Source organism: Arthrobacter sp. JDC6 (assembly GCF_056484025.1).
This window is the reverse complement of record NZ_CM151278.1, coordinates 2168993-2188779: the sequence shown is the minus strand read 5'-3', so window position 1 is coordinate 2188779 and position 19787 is coordinate 2168993. Positions and strand designations below refer to the sequence as shown.

Here is a 19787-nt window from a genome sequence, read left to right as displayed (position 1 = left end):
GTTAGCGCTCAGATTACCCGGCGGCCTGCGCGGTGAGTGCCCGCAGCAGGTGGCTGCGCTGCTCGATGATGATCCGGCGCAGGGCGTGCGGTGCGTCGGGGTTGGCGGCCAGCCAGTCGTCCGTCCGGCGGACCACCGGGTGGTCTTCGGGGCGTGTGCCCGCCGCCAGGTCCTGCGCTGCGGGATAGAGTCCGCGGACAATCCGGCTGGCGATTTCGATGCTGCGCTCATCCCAGACAGTGCGCAGGCAGTCGAAGTACGGCTCCACGTACAGCTCCAACAAGGCCGGCGGCGCGGTGGTGAAGCCGGTGATGGTGGCGGTGAGGAGCTGGTTGGAGAGCTCACTCCCCTGGACCGCGGCCTCCCAGGCCGCTGCCTTGACCTCCGGGTCGGGGCGGGATGCCATGGCAGTTGCGTGTCCGGCCCGGCCTGAGGCCGTGGTGTCCCGCGCCAGCTCGGCGTCGAGCCCGGCCGCGCTGGCCTGCCCGTTGGCGGCCAGCGCATGCCAGAGCTGCCAGCGCAGCTCGGCGTCCACCGCCAGGCCCTCCACGGGGAACGTGCCGTCCAGCAGGGCGAGGTGCCGGGGGAGCGCTGCTGCATCGTGCCGGCTGAGGGTAGCAAGGGTACGCGCCCAGGCAAGCTGCGCGTCGGAGCCCGGGACCGCCCGGTCCAGCTCCGCTATGGCTGCCGCCAGGAAGGAAGCACGAACACTGTCACGGGTGTCCGCCGGGGTGTAGCGTTCGACGGCGGTAGTTGCATTGTCCAGGATGTTCAGCAGCACCCCGATGCCCGTCTCAGCCGGACCGAAGGCGGCCACGGCGTCAACATATTGGCTCGCCGGGCTTTCGCCGTCGCGGGCGGAATTCCACAGTGCAGTCCAGCAGAGGGCGCGGGCCATGGGGTCCTTGATCCGGTCCAGGGATGCACGGACCGTGGCTTCCGACACCGGATCAAGCCGCACCTTGGCGTACGTCAGGTCCTCGTCATTGACCAGCAGGAGTGCCGGCCGCGGCTGCCCGGCGAGCTGGGGGAGCACGGTCCGCGCGCCGGCCACGTCCGTTTCGATGCTTCCGGTCCGCACCAGTGCGCCGTCGGGGTCAAAATCGTAGGAGCCCACCCGGAGGCGGTGGGGGCGCAGCTCCTCACGTCCCGTCACCGGGTCCACTGCTTCCTGGACGATGGCCACCCGGCCCGGCACGCCGTCGTCGTCCTTCCCGCCGGCGGATCCGAGGTCCAGGGACAAGCGGGAAATTCCGGAGGTCTGCAGCCACTGCCGGGCCCATTCGGACAGGTCCCGCCCCGAGGCGGCAGCCAGGGCCGCGAGGAGGTCGGCCAGGGATGTGTTGCCGTAGGCGTGCTTCCGGAAGTACTCCCGCGACCCGGCGATGAAGGCGTCGAAGCCGACGTAGGCCACCAGCTGCTTGAGGACCGAGGCGCCCTTGGCGTAGGTGATCCCGTCGAAGTTCTGTTTGGCAGCCTCAAGGTCCGGGATGTCCGCCACGATGGGATGGGTGGTGGGGAGCTGGTCCTGCACGTAGGCCCATGCCTTGCGTTTGTTGGCGAAGTTGACCCAGGCCGTGTCCCAGTCCGTGGCCCGGTCAACACCGAGCGTTCCCATGTAGTCGGCAAAGGATTCCTTCAGCCACAGGTCATCCCACCACTGCATGGTCACCAGGTCGCCGAACCACATGTGCGCCATCTCGTGCATGAGCGTGTTAGCCCGCGCCTGGTACTGGGCGTCCGTGGCCCGCGACGTGAACACGTAGCTCTCCGTGAAGGTGACGAGCCCCGGGTTCTCCATGGCGCCGAGGTTGTATTCGGGGACGAACGCCTGGTCGTACTTGCCCCAGGGGTAGGGAAAGTCGAAGAGTCGGTTGAAGAAGTCGAGGCCCTTCTTGGTCAGGCTGAAGAGCTGCGCGGTGTCGAAGGAGTCCGCCATGGACGCGCGGCAGTAGAGGGCGAGCGGGACGTCCAGGCTGGTGCCGTCGTCGAGCGTGGCCTGCCAGCGGTCCTCGGCCTTGAAATACGGACCGGCCAGGACCGTGGTGATGTACGTGGACATGGGCAGGGTGGTGGCGAAGTCCCAGCACGCGCTGGCCGGATCGCTGGTCAGCAGGGTGCGGTTGGCCTCGGCGCCGTTGGAGGCAACGTGCCACCCGGCAGGGGCCATCACATGGAAGGTGAAGGTTGCCTTCAGGTCGGGCTGTTCGAAGTTCGCGAAGACCCGGCGGGCATCGGCGGGCTCGTACTGCGTGTACAGGTAGCACTGGCCGTCCGCGGGGTCCACGAACCGGTGCATGCCTTCGCCGGAGCGGCTGTACAGCGCTGTTCCGGTGACCGTGACCTGGTTTTCGGCCCGCAGGTTGTCCAGCCGGATCCGTGCGCCGTCCACCACGTCGTCCACCCGCAACCCCTTGCCGTTGAGGAACACGCTGTGCACGTCGCTGCCGATGAAATCCAGGAACGTGGTGGCACCGGGGTTTGCGGTGAAGGTGATGACGCTGCGGCTGGTGTACCCGGGGACCGCCGGATCCGCTGCCTGCCGCACATCCAGGGAGATGTCGTAACTGGTGGTGCGGACAAGTGCTGAACGTTCAGCGGCTTCACGGCGCTGCAGATTCTCATGTGACACCCGGCTATCTAATCACGGTGCTGATTCATTGGCTCAGCCGGCGATCAGGAAGGCGGCACCCAGGCCCAACACGGCGATCAGGAGCCAGGACGCGAGGGCCGCCAGGAGTGCCTGCCCGCCGGTGTGGAGCAGGGTGCGGATCCGCACCGCAGAGCCAAGGCCAAACAGGGCCGCACCCAACAGGATGTCCTGCAGCGTGGCCCCGAGGTCCAGCCAGCCGCCGGACAGCCAGCCCGTGGAGCGCAGGCCCACCATGGCAACAAAGCCCACCACGAACAGCGGCACCAGCGGAGGCATTTCCGCTGTCACGCCCTCGGCGCCCAAGGCCCGCACGCCGTTGCGGTGATGCGCACCCGCCAGGGCGGCGACGGGCGCCAGCAGCAGCACGCGGGTGAGCTTAACGACGACGGCGACCGCCAGGGCAGCGGTACCTGCGGTTTGCGCCGTGGCCACCACCTGGCCCACGTCGTGGACCGACGCGCCGGTCCACGCCCCGAAGACTGTGGCCGTGAGTCCCAGGGGCTGGGCGAGGAGGGGCAGGACGCCGATGGCCAGCGTCCCGCAAAGGGTGACCAGGGCCACGGGCAGGACGGTTTCCACATGCCGGATGCGCCGGACCGCGGCTATGGCGCCAATGGCGGAGGCACCGCAGATGGAGAATCCGGTGGCCACCAGCAGTGACGTCACGGGCGGGAGGCGGAACAGGCGCGAGATCGCGTACGTCCCGCCGAAACTGGCGGCCACGACGCCCACGATCAGGACCAGTGCCAGCCACCCCAGGCCCAGGACGTCCATGACACTGACCTTCAGTCCAAGGAGTACGATTCCACCGCGCATCAGGTGCTTGCCGGCGAAGTCCAGTCCCGGGCGGGCCCGGCCCGCCGTCCAGCCGCCGGCACCGGGCAGGTTGGCGGCGAGCACGCCGAGGACCACGGCCAGGGTCATGGCAGGAAGGGCCGGCAGCAGCCCATGCACCAGGAACGCCGCCGCGACGGCGGCAGCGGCGGTCAGCAGACCCGGAACCAGCCGGGCAATCCCGGGTCCGGAACCGCCGTGGCCCGGCGCTGGAAGGCTTCTGCTGACTGGCACTCACCTACTGTGCCCGACAGTGCCCGTAAAGTACGAACCGGGCCATTGGCGCCAACACGCCAGAATGGATGGCAGTAATGAATTCGAAACAAAAAGATGGTTGGCTATTGGACATGTCAGACCTATTCCAGGATTATTCCGAGGCCGCAGGCCGCACCGGAGCCTACGACGAGATGTTCGCCCCGGGGCAGCAGGCCAGGGACTCGTACGGGCAGGTGGCGGACGCGCTCCGGAAGCTCTCCCTGGCGGACGTCAGCGCACGCGCCGACTCCATGGCCCGCACCTTCCTGGACCGCGGGGTGACGTTCGACTACGCGGGCGAGGAGCGGCCCTTTCCGCTGGACATCGTTCCCCGGGTCATCCCGGCGGCCGAATGGGACGTGCTGGAAAAGGGCGTTGCCCAGCGCGTCCGCGCCCTGGAAGCTTTCCTGAACGACGTCTACGACAAGATGACCGTGGTGTCCGATGGCGTGATCCCGCGCCAGCTGGTGACCACCAGCGCCCACTTCCACCGGCAGGTCCACGGCTTCGAGCCGGCAGGCGGGGTCCGGGTCCACATCTCCGGCATCGACGTGGTCCGCGATGCCGCGGGCACTTTCCGGGTCCTGGAGGACAATGTCCGCGTCCCTTCCGGCGTCAGCTACGTGCTGGAGAACCGGCGTGCCATGGCCAAGGGCCTGCCCGAGGCCTTCGGCCAGCAGCTCATCCGGCCCGTCGAGGAATACCCGCGCCGCCTGCTCTCCGCCCTGCGCAAGACCGCACCCGCGGGCGTGGACGATCCCACCGTCGTCGTCCTGACGCCCGGGGTGTTCAACAGCGCCTACTTCGAACACACCCTCCTGGCCGGCCTGATGGGCGTTGAGCTGGTGGAGGGCCGCGACCTGATCTGCCGCGGAAACCGCGTCTACATGCGCACCACGGCCGGTGAACAGCGCGTGGATGTCATCTACAAGCGGATCGACGACGACTTCCTTGACCCGCTCCAGTTCCGCTCCGATTCCATGCTCGGCTGCCCCGGACTGGTGAATGCCGCCCGCGCCGGCGGCGTTACCATCGCCAACGCGGTGGGCAATGGCGTGGCCGACGACAAACTGGTTTACAGTTACGTGCCTGACCTGATCCGCTACTACCTCAGCGAGGAACCCATCATCGCCAACGTGGACACCTTCCGCCTGGAGGAAAAGGAGGCCAGGGAGTACACCCTGGACAACCTCGCGGAGCTGGTGGTCAAGCCCGTTGACGGTTCCGGCGGCAAGGGCCTGGTCATCGGTCCGGATGCCTCCAAGGACGAACTGGACGCCCTCCGGCAGCGGATCATCGCGGACCCCCGCGGCTGGATTGCCCAGCCGGTACTGCAGCTCTCCACCGTTCCCACCCTGGGCGGGGACAAATTCGGCCCGCGGCACGTGGACCTGCGGCCCTTTGCCGTGAACGACGGCGACAACGTCTGGGTGCTCCCGGGCGGCCTGACCCGCGTGGCACTGAAGGAAGGGTCCCTGATCGTCAACTCCAGCCAGGGCGGCGGATCCAAGGACACCTGGGTCCTGGCCGATTCACCCCAGATGCCGGTGGAAACCGTGCCCCGGCAGTCCGTCACGGTCCGTGAACGGGTCTCCGTGTGGCCGGTGGAAAGCAACTGGCGCGACCGCCAGTCGGAGCAGCAGCAGTGAGCCGCGCCGCCGCCGGGCATTTCCCGTTCACTGTTCCGGGCACGCTGGAGGTAGCCGCGAATGCTTAGCCGTATTGCCGAGTCCCTGTTTTGGATCGGCCGCTATGTCGAACGGGCGGACGGAACCGCCCGCATCCTTGACGTTCACCTGGAACGCCTGAACCACCTCCCCATGGAGGAGCGCAAGAGCGTGGCCCAGGAACTGCTGGCGGTCATGGGTGCCCGGCCGCAGAGCGAGGACTTCGGCCTGCCGGAACTGCTCCATGCCCTGGCCTACGACAAGACCAGCGCCACGTCCATCGCCGGCTCCCTGGGTGCTGCCCGTGAGAATGCCCGCCGTGCCCGCGAAACCGTGTCCTCGGGCCTCTGGGAGAGCCTGAACACCACCTATTACGGCTTGAGCCAGCACCGCAAGGACGTGGTGGGCACCTACCGCTTCTGCAACTGGACCCTGGAGCGCACCGCCATGGTCAGCGGCCTTGCCGACACCACAGTGAGCCATGACGAAAGCTGGCTCTTCCTGGTCCTGGGCCGTTCGCTGGAACGCGCGGACATGACGGCCAGGATGCTGTCCACCCGCGACGTGCTCTCCGCCGGCATGTCCTGGGTCAACATGCTGCGCTGCGCCGGTGCCTATGAATCCTTCCTGCGCACCCGCCGGGCGGCATTCGGGGACCAGCACGCCGCGGAGTTCCTGCTGCTGGACCGGCTGTTCCCCCGCTCCATCGTCTACGCGCTGCGGGACGCCGACGAGTGCCTGGCCAAGCTGGACCCGTCCGCGCAGCGGGTGGGCTTCATCAACGACGCCCGCCGCATCGTGGGGCAGGCCCGGACCTTCCTTGAGTTCCACCGGACGGATGACCTCATGTCCGAACTGCCCGAGCACATGGAGCGTGTACAGAAGGCAGTGTCCCAGGCCTCGGATGCCATTTCCCGTAAGTACTTCAATCAGGCGGACGAACTTGCCTGGGTGGGAGAAGTGTCATGACCCGGTTGAGCATCGTCCACAGGACGGCCTACAAGTACAACAAACGGGTGACCCTGTCCTACAACGAGGCCCGGATGACGCCGCTGACGGATTCGCAGCAGGTGGTCCTGGAGTCCGTGGTGAAGGTGTCCCCGTCCCAGGCTGCGGTGAGCACGTACCGCGACTACTGGGGGACCAGGGTGACCGCGTTCGACATGCAGATGCCGCACGAGAACCTCGAGGTGGTCTCCAACATCACGGTGGAAGTCCACCGTGCCGAGAAGATCCCGGCTGAAGCGGACATCGTGGGCTGGGACGTCCTTGCCTCCCCGGAGACGCTGGACGCGTTCAGCGACTGGCTGCCGCAGTCCCGGCTGAGCGGGCCGGGCGACGAAGTGCTGGGCATCATCCCGGACGTCGTGGCCGGGAAAAACCCGCACGAGGCCGCCATGGCCGTCTTTGCCTGGATGCGGGGGGAGATGACGTACATGTCCGGCTCCACCGCCGTCACCACCAATGCGGAGGAAGCCTGGGGCCAGCGCCAGGGCGTGTGCCAGGACCTGGCGCACCTGGCCATCGGTGCCCTGCGAAGCTGCGGCATTCCGGCCCGCTATGTGTCCGGCTACCTGCACCCGCGGTCCAGCGCCGGCATCGGCGAGACCGTGGCCGGGCAGTCGCACGCGTGGCTGGAATGGTGGGACGGTGACTGGCGCAGCTGGGATCCCACCAACCACAAACCCGCCGGCGACTTCCACGTCACGGTGGCCCGCGGACGGGATTACCGGGACGTGCCACCGCTCAAGGGCATCCTGTCCGGAGGCGGCGGGTCCGCCTTGAAAGTCAGCGTGGAGATCACGCAGCTCGCCTGAGCCACGTCAGGTTCCCCGGCTTCCATCGCCGGGGAACCCGGGCCGCCGGCTCTATTCCGGCGCCGTCCTGGCGGTGCTGCTGATCTGGGTCCACCATGTCATCGGATCAGTGACCTTGAAGCGGCGGCCCGTGACCGAGTCCGGGGTGATGCGCACGAATGCGTCCTTCCGCCCCGACTGCCACGGGAAGAGGTACAGGCGGGAGGTCTCCAGCACCTCCTCGGTGCTCTTGACCAGGGCGGCGTTGCCCTTGATCACCACGCTCCATGCCAGGCCCGTGTCGGCGTCCACACCGTCCGCCTCCACGGCTACTGCGGCATCGTCGCCGGTCGCCGCCGAGAGTTTGGTTCCCTGGCCGGTCCGGAAGACCAGCGTGCCGCCGTCCACCGTGTAGTTCACCGGGAAGATGTCCGGGCGTCCCTCAACCAGTACTGCCAGCCTGCCCACGGACACGGTACGCAACAGGGCCCAGCATTCATGGTGTTCGAGGTTCTGCACTTGGGTAGATGACTCGTTGCTCATGCGGTGAGCATACGCCCTTCACCAAGGGCTGGGCTTGTAATCCTTCAGGAAGACACCGTACTGGTCCTCGCCCTTTTCGCCCATGACGATTGGATCGTAAACGCGGGCCGCGCCGTCTACCAGGTCCAGGGGTGCGTGGAAGCCTTCCTCCATGAGCCGGACCTTGGTGAAGTGGGGACGTTCGTCCGTGATCCAGCCGGTGTCCACCGCCGTCATCAGGATGCCGTCGGTGTCCAGCATCTCCCGGGCGCTGGTGCGGGTCATCATGTTCAGCGCGGCTTTGGCCATGTTGGTGTGCGGATGTCCCGGGCCCTTGTAGGCGCGGGAGAACTGGCCCTCCATGGCTGAGACGTTCACGATGTACTTCCGCCGTGCGGAGGAGCGCTTCATGGCCCCGCGCAGGCGGCTGACCAACAGGAACGGCGCGGTGACGTTGCAGAGCTGCACCTCGAGCATCTCGAGGGGATCCACTTCGTCCACCACCTGGGTCCAGCTGTTGATGGTGGCAAGGTCCGGGACCAGGCCGCCGGCGTCGATGGCGGTCCCCGAAGCGATCCGCTCCAGCGACGCGGATCCGGTGGACAATGCCAGTGATGTGATGGCGTCGCCGGCCAGGACCGGATGTTCGGTGACGCTGCCTGCAAGCGCCAGCGGGTGCTTGTCATGGGCATGGCCGAAGGTCAGCAGTTCGGGGCCGCCGTTGGCCGCTTCAAGCGCCGCGGGCAGCGGCTCGTCCTCGGCGTCCACCAGCGGCTTGTAGGCGTTGCCGGAGCGGCGCACGGTCTGGGCGGCGTTGTTGATGATGATGTCCAGTGGACCGGCCTCGTTGAGGGAGTCGGTCAGTGCCATGACCTGGGCAGGATCGCGCAGGTCGATGCCCACGATCCGGAGCCGGTGCAGCCATTCGCCGCTGTCTTCCGTGGCGGCGAAGCGCCGGGCCGCATCCTTGGGGAAGCGGGTGGTGATGGTGGTGTGCGCCCCGTCGCGCAGCAGCCGGAGGGCGATGTACATCCCGATCTTGGCGCGGCCCCCGGTCAGCAGGGCGCGGCGGCCGGTCAGGTCGGTCCGGGCGTCGCGCTTGCTGTGGCTGAAGGCAGCGCATTCGGGGCAGAGCTGGTGGTAGAAGGCGTCCACCTGCGTGTAGTGCTGCTTGCAGATGTAGCAGGGGCGGGACCGGATGAGGTGGCCCGCAATCTTGCCGGTGGCTGAGGGCGCCAGCTTGTTGCCGCGGGTCTCGTCATCGATCCGGTCCGGTGCGGCGGTGGCCGTCTGGGCAATGACGGCCCGGTCGGCGTCGGCGATCGAGTCGCGCTTGGTGACCCTGCGGTGGCGCTTGACGGCCTTGAACATCTTTCCGGTAGCGCGGCGTACCGAGATGTAGTCCGGGTGCTCCTCGTCATAGGCGTGGATGGTGTTCAGGACCTTGAGGCAGGCCTGGATGTCCTCAGGGGTCAGATCGGGGGAGCTCATTGGGGAAATTTTACAGCGTACGCCGCAGGCCGGGACACCATCAGCGGTGTCCCGGCCTGCAGGATGCCTTTGGGGAGGGCCCGGGGTCAGGAAACCCTGGCGCCGGGCGCGGCTTCCGCGGCCGCGGCGGCGTGCGTGTCAGCCACCTTGTCCGCGGCCTCGCGCATGTTCGGGTACTGGTCCGTGGCGGCCTTCACGGCGTTGGGCAGCTGGCTGAGGTGCCGTGCAGCGAGCCGGCGTTCCTCTTCGCCCGGCTCAGGGACTTCCTGGCCCTTGGCAAGGACAGTGATGCCGGAATCGGTGACTTTGAAGCCGCGGGCGCGGTCAAGGTCCGGATCCAGTCCGATGGCGGCACCAGCTGGCACCTTGACGTTCTTGTCCAGGATGGCCCGGTTGATCACTGCCCCTTCGCCCACCTGGACCTTGTCCATCAGTACCGAGTCGATGACCCTGCCGCTGGTGGCCACGTATACGTCGTTGGACAGCACGGAGCCTTCCACCACGCCGCCGGAGATCACCACGCCGCTGGAGACGATCGAATCCAGCGCCGTGCCCACGGTGTTGTTCTTGCCGCGGACGAACTTGGCCGGCGGGGAAATGCTTTGCCGCGTGTAGATGGGCCATTCGGAGTTGTAGAGATTGAACACCGGCAGCGGGGAGATGAGGTCCATGTGGGCGTCGTAGAAGGAGTCGATGGTGCCAACGTCGCGCCAGTAGGTGCGGTCGCGTTCGGTGGAGCCGGGGATGTCGTTGAGCGTGAAGTCGTAAACGCCGGCCTCGCCGCGGTTGACGAAGTAGGGAATGATGTCCCCGCCCATGTCGTGCTTGGTGTCCAGGCGCTCAGCGTCCACGTGCAGCGCAGCCACCAGGGCATCGGCGTCGAACACGTAGTTGCCCATGGAGGCCAGGAACTGTGAAGGATCGGCAGCCAGGCCGGGCGTGGAGGACGGCTTCTCAACGAAGGCGGCGATCTTCTGGGGATCGTTCTGGTCCACTTCGATGACGCCGAACTGGTCGGCCATGTGCAGCGGCTGCCGCACTGCCGCCACCGTTGCCTTGGCACCGCTGTTCACGTGCTGTGCCACCATCTGGGCGAAGTCCATGCGGTACACGTGGTCGGCGCCCACCACCACAACAATGTCCGGGTTGGCGTCGTGGATGAGGTTCAGGGACTGGTAGATGGCGTTGGCGCTGCCCAGGAACCAGCTCTTGCCTACGCGCTGCTGGGCGGGAACCGAAGCGATGTAGTTGCCCAGCTGGGTGGACATCCGCCACGTCTCGGAGATGTGCCGGTCGAGGCTGTGCGACTTGTACTGCGTCAGCACCACGATCTGGAGGTAGCGGGAATTGACCAAGTTGGACAGCGCGAAGTCGATGAGGCGGTAGCTGCCGGCGAAGGGCACGGCGGGCTTTGCCCGGTCTGCCGTCAATGGCATCAGCCTGTTTCCCTCGCCACCTGCGAGGACAATGGCCAGGACTTTTTTCGTTAACGGCATGATGGTCGCTCCTGTACGCCTTCGTAACTCCCCAAGACAGTCCGGTAGGCCCGGACTCCTTCACACTAGAACAGTTATGCGTGAAGGACTACCTTGGGTCTTGTGCGAATAGACATTGTGACTAAAGAGTTCCCGCCGGAGATCTACGGTGGCGCCGGGGTGCATGTAGCCGAATTGAGCAGGGTGCTTAGCAAGCACGTTGACCTGCAGGTTCGTGCTTTTGGGGCTCCCCGCGACGCCGACTACCATGGCGCGACCGTGACGTCCTACCAGGTCCCGGAGGACCTGGGCGGGGCGAACGCAGCGGTGCAGACCCTGGGCGTGGACCTGCGAATCGTGCCCGACGTCCAAGGCGCGGACCTGGTCCATTCGCACACCTGGTACGCCAACATGGCCGGGCACCTGGCCTCCCTGCTGCACGGTATCCCGCACGTTCTCAGCGCGCACAGCCTTGAGCCGCTGCGGCCCTGGAAGGCTGAGCAGCTCGGCGGCGGCTACGCCCTGTCCTCCTGGGTGGAAAAGACGGCCTATGAAGCGGCTGCGGCGATCATCGCCGTCTCCGAGGGCATGCGCCAGGACATCCTGCGCAGCTACCCCAACGTGGATCCCACAAAGGTCCGCGTGGTCCACAACGGCATCGACGTGGAGCTTTGGCAGCGTGATGAAAACGACGACGCCGTCCGCGCCCTGGGCATCGACCCCGCCAAGCCAAGCGTCGTCTTTGTGGGAAGAAACACACGGCAGAAGGGCGTCCCCTACCTCCTGCGGGCGGCGGCGAAGCTTCCCGCCGATGTCCAGTTGGTCCTGTGCCTCGGCGCCGCCGACACCCCCGAACTGGCAGCCGAAACCGCAGCGCTCATCGAAGAGCTGCAGAAGCAGCGCACAGGCGTTGTCCTGATCGAACGGATGCTGCCGCGCCATGAGCTGATCCAGGTGCTCAGCCATGCCACCGCCTTCGCGTGCCCGTCCATCTATGAACCGCTGGGCATCGTCAACCTCGAAGCCATGGCCTGCGGGGCAGCCGTGGTGGCCAGCGCCACGGGCGGTATCCCCGAGGTGGTTGAGCACGGCCGGACCGGACTCCTGGTGGACCTGGAGCAGGTGACCGACGGCACCGGCACGCCCCTGGATCCTGAAAAGTTCGTCAAGGAGTTCGCTGAGGCCCTCACCGAGGTGGTATCCGATCCCGCACGGGCCCGCGCAATGGGAGAGGCAGGCCGGGAGCGCGCCGAAAAGCACTTCTCCTGGGAGTCCATCACGGAGACCACCCTTGAGGTCTACCGCTCGGTGCTGCCTGCGGCCCGCTGAGCGTACCGCCACGGACGCTTAAGGACGGCAACAACGACGGCGCCGCTCCCCAGCCAGGGGGAGCGGCGCCGTCGTGCTTTCCGGGCCTGCGCGCCGGCGGCTGATCAGGCCTTCCGGGCCGCTGCCGTCCTGGCAATCAGGACTTTCTCGTCCACGGGCGACTGCCCGCTTGCCCTTTCATTACGGAAGTAGGCCCGGGCCTCGTCCTGCCGGGTTTTCTCGGCGCCCGTTGCGATGGCCGCCCGCACGTGATCCCCGCCGTACCCGAAGGCGTCCACCAGGTCCAGGGCATGGGGCCGGATCCTCTCCAGCAGCCGGTTGATGTACCCGCCCACGGTGCGTGCCCGCTGCATGGAGAGCCGGCCGTTCATGAGGTACCAGGCCAGGTTCTTCTCGATCAGGGACAGGCCGAATAGGTCCCGCAGCCAGGTCAGCACCTTCCTGGTTCCGGGGTCGTCCACCTGCTGCAGGGCGTCCGTGAACGCCTCCCACTGCAGCAGTTCGGCGTGCGCCTGGGCGGCATCAATAAGTTCGTTCTGGTGCCGGTTGAACAAGGCGGCGCCCTGGTCCTGCGGCAGCCGTTTGCTGCCCTTCAAAGCAGCCGCGGCCTCGGCCACCATGGTCTGCACCCTGTCGGTAAGGAGGGCGCGCTGGCCTTCCTCGTCCCGCAGCGCGATGGCAGCCTTTTGGACCGAACCGGTGTCGGCCACGAACTGGGCCACCTGGCGCAGTCCGGTGCGGTGGACAGCTGCGCCGGCAGCCTGGTTCACCACGTACCGGGCCAGCACGCCGAAGTCCACGCTGCGGAATTCCTTGGCGTAGTCGGCCAGCAGACGCTTGGCCACCAGTTGGAGCAACACCGTGTTGTCGCCCTCGAAGGTGGCATACACGTCCAGGTCGGCGCGCAGTGATGCGAACCGGTTCTCAATCAGGAAGCCGGCGCCGCCGCAGGCTTCCCGGCATTCCTGCAAGGTGTCCAGGGCGTGCCAGGTGCTCAGCGGCTTCAGCGCTGCGGCCAGGGTTTCCAGGTCCTGTCGGTCCGCGTCGGTATCGTGGGCACCGGAGAAGACATCGTCGAACTTCTGCAGGAGCTGCTCGTGGGCAAAGCCGGCCGCGTAAGTGGTGGCAAGCCGGGTGAAGAGGCGCCGCTGGTGCCGCTGGTAGTCGAGCAGGACCTCTTCCTCCGTGTGCGACGAGGCGTTGAACTGGCGGCGTTCGGTGGCGTACTGGATGGCTGCTTTCAGGGCCACTTTGGACGCTGCGACGGCGGCACCGTCCAGTGACACCCGGCCCTGCACCAGCGTTCCCAGCATGGTGAAGAAGCGCCGGCCGGGGCTGGCGATGGGCGACGTGTAGGTCCCGTCGGCATCGACGTTGCCGTACCGGTTCAGGAGGTTCGTCCGCGGGATGCGGACGTTGGTGAAGTGCAGCCGGCCGTTGTCGATTCCGTTCAGGCCGCCCTTGATGCCGTCGTCCTCCCCGCCGATCCCGGGCAGGAATTCCCTGGTGGCGGGGTCCCTCAGGTCAACGTAGAAGGCATGCACCCCGTGGTTAACCCCGCGGGTAACCAGCTGGGCGAACACCACGGCGCCCAGGCCATCGATGGCGGCGTTGCCGATGTAGTCCTTCCAGGCGGCGCGGAAGGGGGTGTGGATGATGAATTCCCCGGCGGCGGGGTCATAGGTTGCGGTGGTGGCAATGCTGGCCACGTCCGAACCATGGCCCGTCTCTGTCATGGCGAAGCAGCCGGGGATTTCGAGGTTCATGATTCCCGGCAGCCATTTGGCGTGGTGGTCTGCGGTGCCCAGGTGCATCACCGCGGATCCAAAGAGTCCCCACTGGACGCCGGCTTTGATCTGCAGGGACGGGTCAGCCACCACCAGCTCCTCGAACCCGGCGATGTTTCCGCCGTGGTCGTCGGAACCGCCCAGTGCCGCCGGGAAGGCGCGGTGCACGGCTTCATTGTCCACAAGGTATTTGAGCTGGTCGAACACGCGGGCGCGGTGTTCGGTGTGCGTCAGGCCCTCGGTCTTGTGCAGTTCCGGCATGGCGGCCAGGTCCCTTGCCTGGAGCCGCACGTCGGCCCACTTGCCCAGGAGCTGCCGGCCCAGTGCCTCGACGTCGACGGCGGGGGCAGGGCTGCTGCCTGCGGGTTTGGCTGCAGGGGTCGCCGCGGGGCGAAGCCCCTTGCGGGCGGGGCGGTCCACTACGTCAGTCATGTCACAGTCCTTCTTTGGCGGATAACTTGGTGGTCGGTGGGGCGGGAGTGAGTTCGGGGGCTATGCCCACGCACAGCCAGGCGGTTATCTGGCGCGCCATGGTCTCCTGGCTTGGTTTGGAGGGGGAGTCCGGAGTGCTGAGCCATTGTTCGCCGGCGTTCCGCACCAGGCCGATTGCCGCCTTGGGCCAGTAGCCGATGACGGTTTCCCTGTCGTCGCCCAGGTGCGACCGCATGGGGGTGGCGATCATGTCCGCAATTGCGTCAAAGAAGTGGCCCAGCGGGCCGCCTGCCGCCGACGGGTGCGGCGGGTTGGCGGGGTCGCCGGGGGCATAGCTCGTGACGAACGTGTACACGTTGGGACTGGTGTCCGCCATTTGCAGGTAGGCCGAGACCATGGCCAGTAAACCTTCCCGGGGGGTCACAGCGCTTTGCGCTGCTTCCTGGATGCGGTGCTGCATCTGGCTGAGGACCACTTCGCCCACGGCCTGCTGCAGTCCGGCCTTGTCCCCGAAATACCGGTAAAAGACCGACTTCGAGGTTCCTGCCGCCGTTGCAATGTCCTCCATGGAGGCGTCGCTGCCCAGTGCGTGCACAGCGCGGCGGGCCTGCTTGATGAGTTCGCGGCGCCGTTCCTCCCGGTGGCTCTGCCAGCGCGCCGAACGGCCGTCAGAGCTGGCGGAAGACGGCAGCTCAACCGTCGCTGGAAAGCGCGTGTCCTGAAAGTTCACGATACCCAGCGTATCAGGTACGCTGGGTATCGGTAACCACATGTGACCAGAGGAGCCATCCATGTCCACAGACGGACAGTCCACCCCCACACCCGACGGATCAATCGCGGCCGGGGTCCCGGCAACCAGGAGGGCAGTGATCGTAGGGGCCAACCGGATCCCGTTCGCCCGTGCCGGCGGCGCTTATGCAAAATCCTCCAACCAGGACATGCTTACAGCTGCCCTGGACGGACTGATCGCACGCTTTGGGCTCCAGGACGAACGGATGGGCCAGGTGGCCGCCGGCGCCGTACTCAAGCACTCCAGGGATTTCAACCTCACCCGGGAGGCCGTGCTGGGCTCGGCACTTTCCGCCGAGACCCCGGTCTACGATCTCCAGCAGGCCTGCGCCACGGGACTTGAAACGGTGGTGGGCCTGGCGAACAAGATCAAGCTCGGGCAGATCGACTCGGCCATTGCCGGTGGCGTGGACTCAGCCTCCGACGCGCCGGTGGTAGTCAGCGAAGGGCTGCGCGAGGTCATCCTGGACCTTCACCGCGCCAAGACACTTCCCCAGCGCCTGCAGATCCTGAGCCGCCTCCGGCCCAAGGACCTGGCACCGCTGGCCCCGGGCACGGCAGAACCCCGCACCGGCCTGAGCATGGGTGAACACCAGGCCCTCACAACGGCACAATGGAAGATCTCCCGCGAAGCCCAGGACGAACTGGCGCTGAACAGCCACCACAATCTGGCTGCCGCCTACGAGTCCGGCTTCTTCGATGACCTCATGACCCCCTACCGCGGACTGACGCGGGACGCCAACCTGCGGGCCGATACATCGCTGGAAAAGCTTGCGTCCCTGAAGCCGGTGTTTGGCCGGAACCTCGGGGCAGATGCAACCATGACGGCAGGAAACTCGACCCCACTGACCGATGGTGCCTCCACAGTGCTGCTGGCGTCCGACGAGTGGGCAGATGCCCGCGACCTGCCGAAGCTGGCAGCAGTGGTGGACGCTGAAGCTGCGGCCGTGGACTTTGTCCACGGCAAGGACGGGCTGCTGATGGCCCCCGTGTTCGCTGTGCCCAGGCTCCTTGCCCGCCAAGGCCTTACGCTGGCGGACTTCGACTTCTTCGAAATCCACGAAGCATTCGCCGCCACTGTCCTCAGCACCCTGGCCGCGTGGGAGGACGAGGAATTCGGCCGTACCCGCCTCGGCCTGGACGGTGCTCTTGGCAGCATCGACCGCTCGCGCCTGAACGTCAACGGGTCCTCGCTGGCAGCGGGCCACCCGTTTGCGGCGACCGGCGGCCGCATTGTCGGCACGCTTGCCAAGATGCTCCACGCTAAGTCGGCGTCCACAGGTCGTCCTTCGCGCGGCCTGGTGTCCGTCTGCGCAGCCGGCGGCCAGGGCGTCGTCGCGATCCTGGAATCTCTGTAGGGGACGGCATGGCTGACACATATGCACAACTGGTCAACAGCGGCGTAGGCCGCAACCTCGCAAAGAAACTCGGCCTTCCGCAGCCCGCTGTCCTGCGCCGCTACGAGCCGGGGCAGCCCCTGGTGACCGGGCCTGTCGTTGTCCTGGGCGACACCCCCGGCGCGGACAAACTTGCCGCCGAGCTGCTGTCCTGGGACCTCGATGTCAGGCGGCACGCCGTTCCGGCCGAAAAACTGGGTGCCATCATCCTGGTCCTCGATGAGCTCGGGCACCCGGCGGACCTGGAAAAGCCTGTGTTGGCGGCCGCGGGTTCCCTCCGCGACCTGCGGGCCGGGGGCCGGATCATCACCTTGTCCCGCCCGGCGGCGGAAGCTGCCACTCCCGACGCTGCAGCAGCACGCCAGGGGGTGGATGGCTTCCTGCGATCCCTTGCCAAGGAACTGCGTGCCGGAGCAACCGGAAATGGTGTGCTCCTCGCTGATGGCACCACTTCCACCAGCCCCAGCACGCTCGGTGCCATCACGTTCTTCCTCTCCGGCCGTTCAGCGTTCGTGGACGGACAGTTCCTCACGGTTTCAACGGAGGACGGCGCACTGCCCGCCGACCCGAAAGAGCCACTTGCAGGAAAAGTGGCAGTAGTTACCGGCGCAGCCCGCGGCATCGGCGCGCAGATTGCCCGGACGCTGCACCGCGATGGTGCCACGCTGGTCCTGGTGGACATTCCGGCAGCGGGAGACCAGCTGGCGGCCGTAGCCAATGAGGTACGCGCGACGGCATTGCAGCTCGACATCACCGCAGCGGACGCGGGCCGGCGGATCATCGACCACGCCATACAGCGGTACGGACGTCTGGACATCGTGGTGCACAATGCCGGGGTTACGCGGGACAAGCTGCTGGCCAACATGGACCAGGCGCGGTGGAACCTGGTCATCAACATCAATATCGCCGCCCAACTCCGGATCAACGAGGCCCTGATGGCCTCAGAACACTTCCGGTCTTCGCCGCGTATCGTTTCTGTTGCCTCCACCAGCGGCATCGCCGGGAACCGGGGACAAACCAACTACGCCGCATCCAAGGGGGGAGTTGTGGGAATGGTCCGTGCCAGCGCCCCGCTGCTCGCGTCCCGGAGCGGCACCATCAATGCGGTGGCACCCGGATTCATCGAAACCGACATGACCGCGCGCATCCCCTTCGCCGTCCGTGAAGTGGCACGACGGTTGAACTCACTCCAGCAGGGCGGCCTGCCCTCCGACGTCGCCGAGACCATAGCGTTCCTCGCCAGCGACGCCGCAGGCGGAATCAACGGGGAGGTGCTGCGGGTGTGCGGGCAAAACCTGGTGGGGGCATGACGCTCGCACAGCCGGTGATCCTGGCCGAGATGCCGTCCTTGTCCAAGCTCTACGTCAACGCCGCCGCCCAGGCGGCACGGCGCAGGCTCCTGGGCACACATGACTCCGCCGTCCTCCCGGCCGAGAGCCATGAAGTCAGGGGGGTGGTGGTGGGGGTGGAAAACCTCACGGCCTACCAGCACCTGATCGGTGAGACGGCAAGCGATGTCCTGCCTGCCGGTTTCATCCACGCGATCGCATTCCCGCTGGCCATGAGCGTCCTTAACCGCGACGACTTCCCGCTGCCCCTGCTGGGCATGATCCACCTGCACAACAGCGTCGAACAAAGGTCCCCATTGGTCTTCACGGACGTTCTGGACATGACCGCTTGGGTGCAAAACCTCCGTGGGCACCGTTCCGGCACGCAGGTGGACGTGGTAGCGGAAGTGCGCCCTGCCGGCTCGCCGGATGTGCATTGGCGGGGCGTCTCCACTTACCTGGCCAAGGGCGTGTTCCTGCCCGGAATCGACAAACCTACTGCGCTGCCACCGAAGGCCGATTTCACGCCGCCGGACCCGACGGCCCTGTGGCACCTGGGCGTTGACACGGGGCGGGCCTACGCCGCGGTATCCGGGGATTTCAACCCGATCCACCTGAGCGTGCTGTCGGCAAAAGCGCTGGGCATGCGGCGTTCGATAGCACACGGGATGTACTTGGCCTCGCGTGCGCTCGCAGATGTCGGCCCTGCCCGCGGTGACTCCTTCACGTGGGACGTGGAGTTCGAGGCTCCGGTGTTCCTGCCCTCCCGGGTTGCCCTGGAAATCGCCACCGAACAAAGCGGATCAGGGGCATGGAAACACTCGCGCTTTGTCGCCTGGAGCCCCCGCTCCGGGCGCCGCCATTTCAGCGGGACGGTTGCCGCGCTCTAGCCAGCCCGGTTCCCGGCGCCAGGACTAGTCCTGCGGGCGGACTGCCCGCAGGATCCGGTGGAGGCTGAGGAGGACCGATTCGGAGGCAGGGACGGTGCCTTGGGTTGCCTCCCTGCCTGCAGCGGCCGCCATGCAGGCGTCCACCGCCTCTTTCGCGGCGGCGAAGCGGTGTTTCTGGGTCTGTTCGTCAGCTTCGCTGTAGGACGCCAGCAGCTCTCCGGTGGCCGTGATGGCGGCAGCAAGCGGTTCACTGTCCTGCAGGGGGATATCGTAGGGGGCGTCGCTTTCCCAGATGACGTCCGAGAGCACGTCCGTCATGTCCTGGATGTGGAAAGTGACCCGCTCCAGTTCCCGCAGGTCGCGGTAGTCCCTGTCCACGTCCCTGGGGTGCAGCTTCCGCCTGGGATTGGCGCGGCGGCTGGCATCGGCTTCCTTGACCAGATGCCGCACCGATCGAGCTGCTTCGGCCAGTTCGTCCGACCGGCGCGCCCAGTCCTCGTGCTCCGGAGGCCACTTCTCGGTAATCGCCGCCCCCATGTCCGTAAGTTGCCGCCCAAGGGCGAGGCGAAGATCATCGAGGCTTGAAGCCGCTGCATCAAAGTGCAGCGGCGGGAAGATCAGAAAATTGACTGCGATCCCCACGCCCACGCCCGCACCCATCTGGACCAGGTAGCCAAAGGAGAAATCGTCCGCGTTGCTTCCGCCCACCAGCAGGACCAGCAGGGCCGCCGTCGGAATCCAGTCACGGCCCGAACCGATACCCGGCAAGCCGCCCAGGAGCACGCCGACCCCCATGAACAGGGCCACCGTCAACGGGGAGGGTTGGGCAAGGCTGACCAGAATGAAAGCAAGGCCGATTCCCATTGCCAGCCCGGCGAGGGCCTGCGCCCCCTGCTTCACTGAGCCCGCGACGTTGTGGTACATGGCCACCAGGGCCCCCAGCGGCGCATAGTACGCATAGTGCGAGGCCGCGCCCGGCATTAGCGGAGCGATGGCGAACGCCAGGCCCGCGGCAAGCGCGGCTTTGGCAGCCAACTGCAGGCGCTGCGCCGCAAAGGCAGCGGAGAGCCCCGCCACCGATTGTTTGAGAAGTTGGGTCCCCCGAGCCCACCGTGCATCCGGTCGTGCTTGAGTGTTGCCCA

The 19787-nt window shown here is 66.9% G+C and carries 15 protein-coding genes; 7 read left to right on the top strand and 8 right to left on the bottom strand.

The genetic code is table 11. From position 1 onward, the window contains the following. Nucleotides 1–13: 13 nt before the first annotated feature. Together pepN and ACV095_RS10210 are read right to left on the bottom strand one after the other, a co-directional pair. Nucleotides 14–2632 (bottom strand): aminopeptidase N, encoded by a 2619-nt coding sequence (pepN, locus tag ACV095_RS10215; RefSeq protein WP_478223381.1) that lies wholly within the window; start codon nucleotides 2630–2632, stop codon nucleotides 14–16. Nucleotides 2633–2665: 33 nt separating this feature from the next. Continuing rightward, on the bottom strand, nucleotides 2666–3721 hold the full coding sequence (locus ACV095_RS10210; protein WP_223995085.1) for a YeiH family protein: 1056 nt from the start codon (nucleotides 3719–3721) through the stop codon (nucleotides 2666–2668). 113 nt (nucleotides 3722–3834) lie between these two features. Between ACV095_RS10210 and ACV095_RS10205 the strand changes: the two genes are divergently transcribed. From ACV095_RS10205 to ACV095_RS10195, 3 genes are read left to right on the top strand one after another with little or no spacing between them, the layout of a single operon-like run. Beyond that, entirely contained in the window at nucleotides 3835–5391 is a 1557-nt protein-coding gene (locus tag ACV095_RS10205; protein ID WP_056390300.1) for a circularly permuted type 2 ATP-grasp protein, read from the top strand. 60 nt (nucleotides 5392–5451) lie between these two features. Beyond that, a complete protein-coding gene (locus ACV095_RS10200) occupies nucleotides 5452–6378 on the top strand; it encodes an alpha-E domain-containing protein (protein ID WP_013600945.1) in 927 nt (308 codons plus the stop codon). Continuing rightward, a complete protein-coding gene (locus ACV095_RS10195) occupies nucleotides 6375–7226 on the top strand; it encodes a transglutaminase family protein (RefSeq protein WP_018771153.1) in 852 nt (283 codons plus the stop codon). Before ACV095_RS10200 ends, ACV095_RS10195 begins: the two co-directional genes overlap by 4 nt. A gap of 51 nt (nucleotides 7227–7277) precedes the next feature. Here ACV095_RS10195 and ACV095_RS10190 read toward each other — a convergent pair whose 3' ends face one another. The 3 genes from ACV095_RS10190 to glgC form a co-directional block, all read right to left on the bottom strand. Next, nucleotides 7278–7748: a pyridoxamine 5'-phosphate oxidase family protein gene (locus ACV095_RS10190; protein ID WP_478223380.1), complete on the bottom strand. Its 471-nt coding sequence runs from the start codon at nucleotides 7746–7748 to the stop codon at nucleotides 7278–7280. Nucleotides 7749–7766: 18 nt separating this feature from the next. Further along, nucleotides 7767–9218, bottom strand: a complete 1452-nt coding sequence (locus ACV095_RS10185; protein ID WP_478223379.1) for an SDR family NAD(P)-dependent oxidoreductase — start codon at nucleotides 9216–9218, stop codon at nucleotides 7767–7769. Between the two features lie 86 nt (nucleotides 9219–9304). Further along, nucleotides 9305–10714, bottom strand: coding sequence for a glucose-1-phosphate adenylyltransferase (glgC, locus tag ACV095_RS10180; RefSeq protein ID WP_018771150.1), 1410 nt, complete (start codon nucleotides 10712–10714; stop codon nucleotides 9305–9307). A 102-nt stretch (nucleotides 10715–10816) separates the two neighbouring features. Between glgC and glgA the strand changes: the two genes are divergently transcribed. Continuing rightward, nucleotides 10817–12022 (top strand): glycogen synthase, encoded by a 1206-nt coding sequence (gene glgA / locus ACV095_RS10175; protein WP_043425351.1) that lies wholly within the window; start codon nucleotides 10817–10819, stop codon nucleotides 12020–12022. A gap of 104 nt (nucleotides 12023–12126) precedes the next feature. On the opposite strand, the gene ACV095_RS10170 is transcribed toward glgA, so the two are convergent. Beyond that, nucleotides 12127–14241 carry an acyl-CoA dehydrogenase family protein gene (locus ACV095_RS10170; protein ID WP_478223378.1) on the bottom strand — a complete coding sequence of 705 codons (2115 nt, stop codon included), beginning with the start codon at nucleotides 14239–14241 and terminating at the stop codon, nucleotides 12127–12129. Nucleotide 14242: 1 nt separating this feature from the next. Continuing rightward, a complete protein-coding gene (locus ACV095_RS10165) occupies nucleotides 14243–15013 on the bottom strand; it encodes a TetR family transcriptional regulator (RefSeq protein ID WP_196804786.1) in 771 nt (256 codons plus the stop codon). Between the two features lie 19 nt (nucleotides 15014–15032). Between ACV095_RS10165 and ACV095_RS10160 the strand changes: the two genes are divergently transcribed. Genes ACV095_RS10160 through ACV095_RS10150 form a run of 3 tightly spaced genes read left to right on the top strand, consistent with a single transcriptional unit; the run spans nucleotide 15033 to nucleotide 18645 of the window. Continuing rightward, nucleotides 15033–16388, top strand: coding sequence for an acetyl-CoA C-acetyltransferase (locus ACV095_RS10160; protein WP_018771146.1), 1356 nt, complete (start codon nucleotides 15033–15035; stop codon nucleotides 16386–16388). Between the two features lie 8 nt (nucleotides 16389–16396). Further along, a complete protein-coding gene (locus tag ACV095_RS10155) occupies nucleotides 16397–17737 on the top strand; it encodes a 3-oxoacyl-ACP reductase (protein WP_478223377.1) in 1341 nt (446 codons plus the stop codon). Then, nucleotides 17734–18645, top strand: coding sequence for a MaoC family dehydratase (locus tag ACV095_RS10150; RefSeq protein WP_018771144.1), 912 nt, complete (start codon nucleotides 17734–17736; stop codon nucleotides 18643–18645). Before ACV095_RS10155 ends, ACV095_RS10150 begins: the two co-directional genes overlap by 4 nt. A gap of 24 nt (nucleotides 18646–18669) precedes the next feature. Here ACV095_RS10150 and ACV095_RS10145 read toward each other — a convergent pair whose 3' ends face one another. Continuing rightward, entirely contained in the window at nucleotides 18670–19722 is a 1053-nt protein-coding gene (locus ACV095_RS10145) for an FUSC family protein (protein WP_018771143.1), read from the bottom strand. Between the last annotated feature and the right edge of the window lie 65 nt (nucleotides 19723–19787).

Excerpts from the sequence above, each read along its gene's own strand:
- ACV095_RS10205 (WP_056390300.1), top strand. The coding sequence starts at position 3,835 with ATGTCAGACCTATTCCAGGATTATTCCGAGGCCGCAGGCCGCACCGGA.
- ACV095_RS10200 (WP_013600945.1), top strand. The coding sequence starts at position 5,452 with ATGCTTAGCCGTATTGCCGAGTCCCTGTTTTGGATCGGCCGCTATGTC.
- ACV095_RS10195 (WP_018771153.1), top strand. The coding sequence starts at position 6,375 with ATGACCCGGTTGAGCATCGTCCACAGGACGGCCTACAAGTACAACAAA.
- ACV095_RS10190 (WP_478223380.1), bottom strand. The coding sequence starts at position 7,748 with ATGAGCAACGAGTCATCTACCCAAGTGCAGAACCTCGAACACCATGAA.
- ACV095_RS10185 (WP_478223379.1), bottom strand. The coding sequence starts at position 9,218 with ATGAGCTCCCCCGATCTGACCCCTGAGGACATCCAGGCCTGCCTCAAG.
- glgC (WP_018771150.1), bottom strand. The coding sequence starts at position 10,714 with ATGCCGTTAACGAAAAAAGTCCTGGCCATTGTCCTCGCAGGTGGCGAG.
- ACV095_RS10170 (WP_478223378.1), bottom strand. The coding sequence starts at position 14,241 with ATGACTGACGTAGTGGACCGCCCCGCCCGCAAGGGGCTTCGCCCCGCG.
- ACV095_RS10165 (WP_196804786.1), bottom strand. The coding sequence starts at position 15,013 with ATGTGGTTACCGATACCCAGCGTACCTGATACGCTGGGTATCGTGAAC.
- ACV095_RS10160 (WP_018771146.1), top strand. The coding sequence starts at position 15,033 with ATGTCCACAGACGGACAGTCCACCCCCACACCCGACGGATCAATCGCG.
- ACV095_RS10155 (WP_478223377.1), top strand. The coding sequence starts at position 16,397 with ATGGCTGACACATATGCACAACTGGTCAACAGCGGCGTAGGCCGCAAC.
- ACV095_RS10150 (WP_018771144.1), top strand. The coding sequence starts at position 17,734 with ATGACGCTCGCACAGCCGGTGATCCTGGCCGAGATGCCGTCCTTGTCC.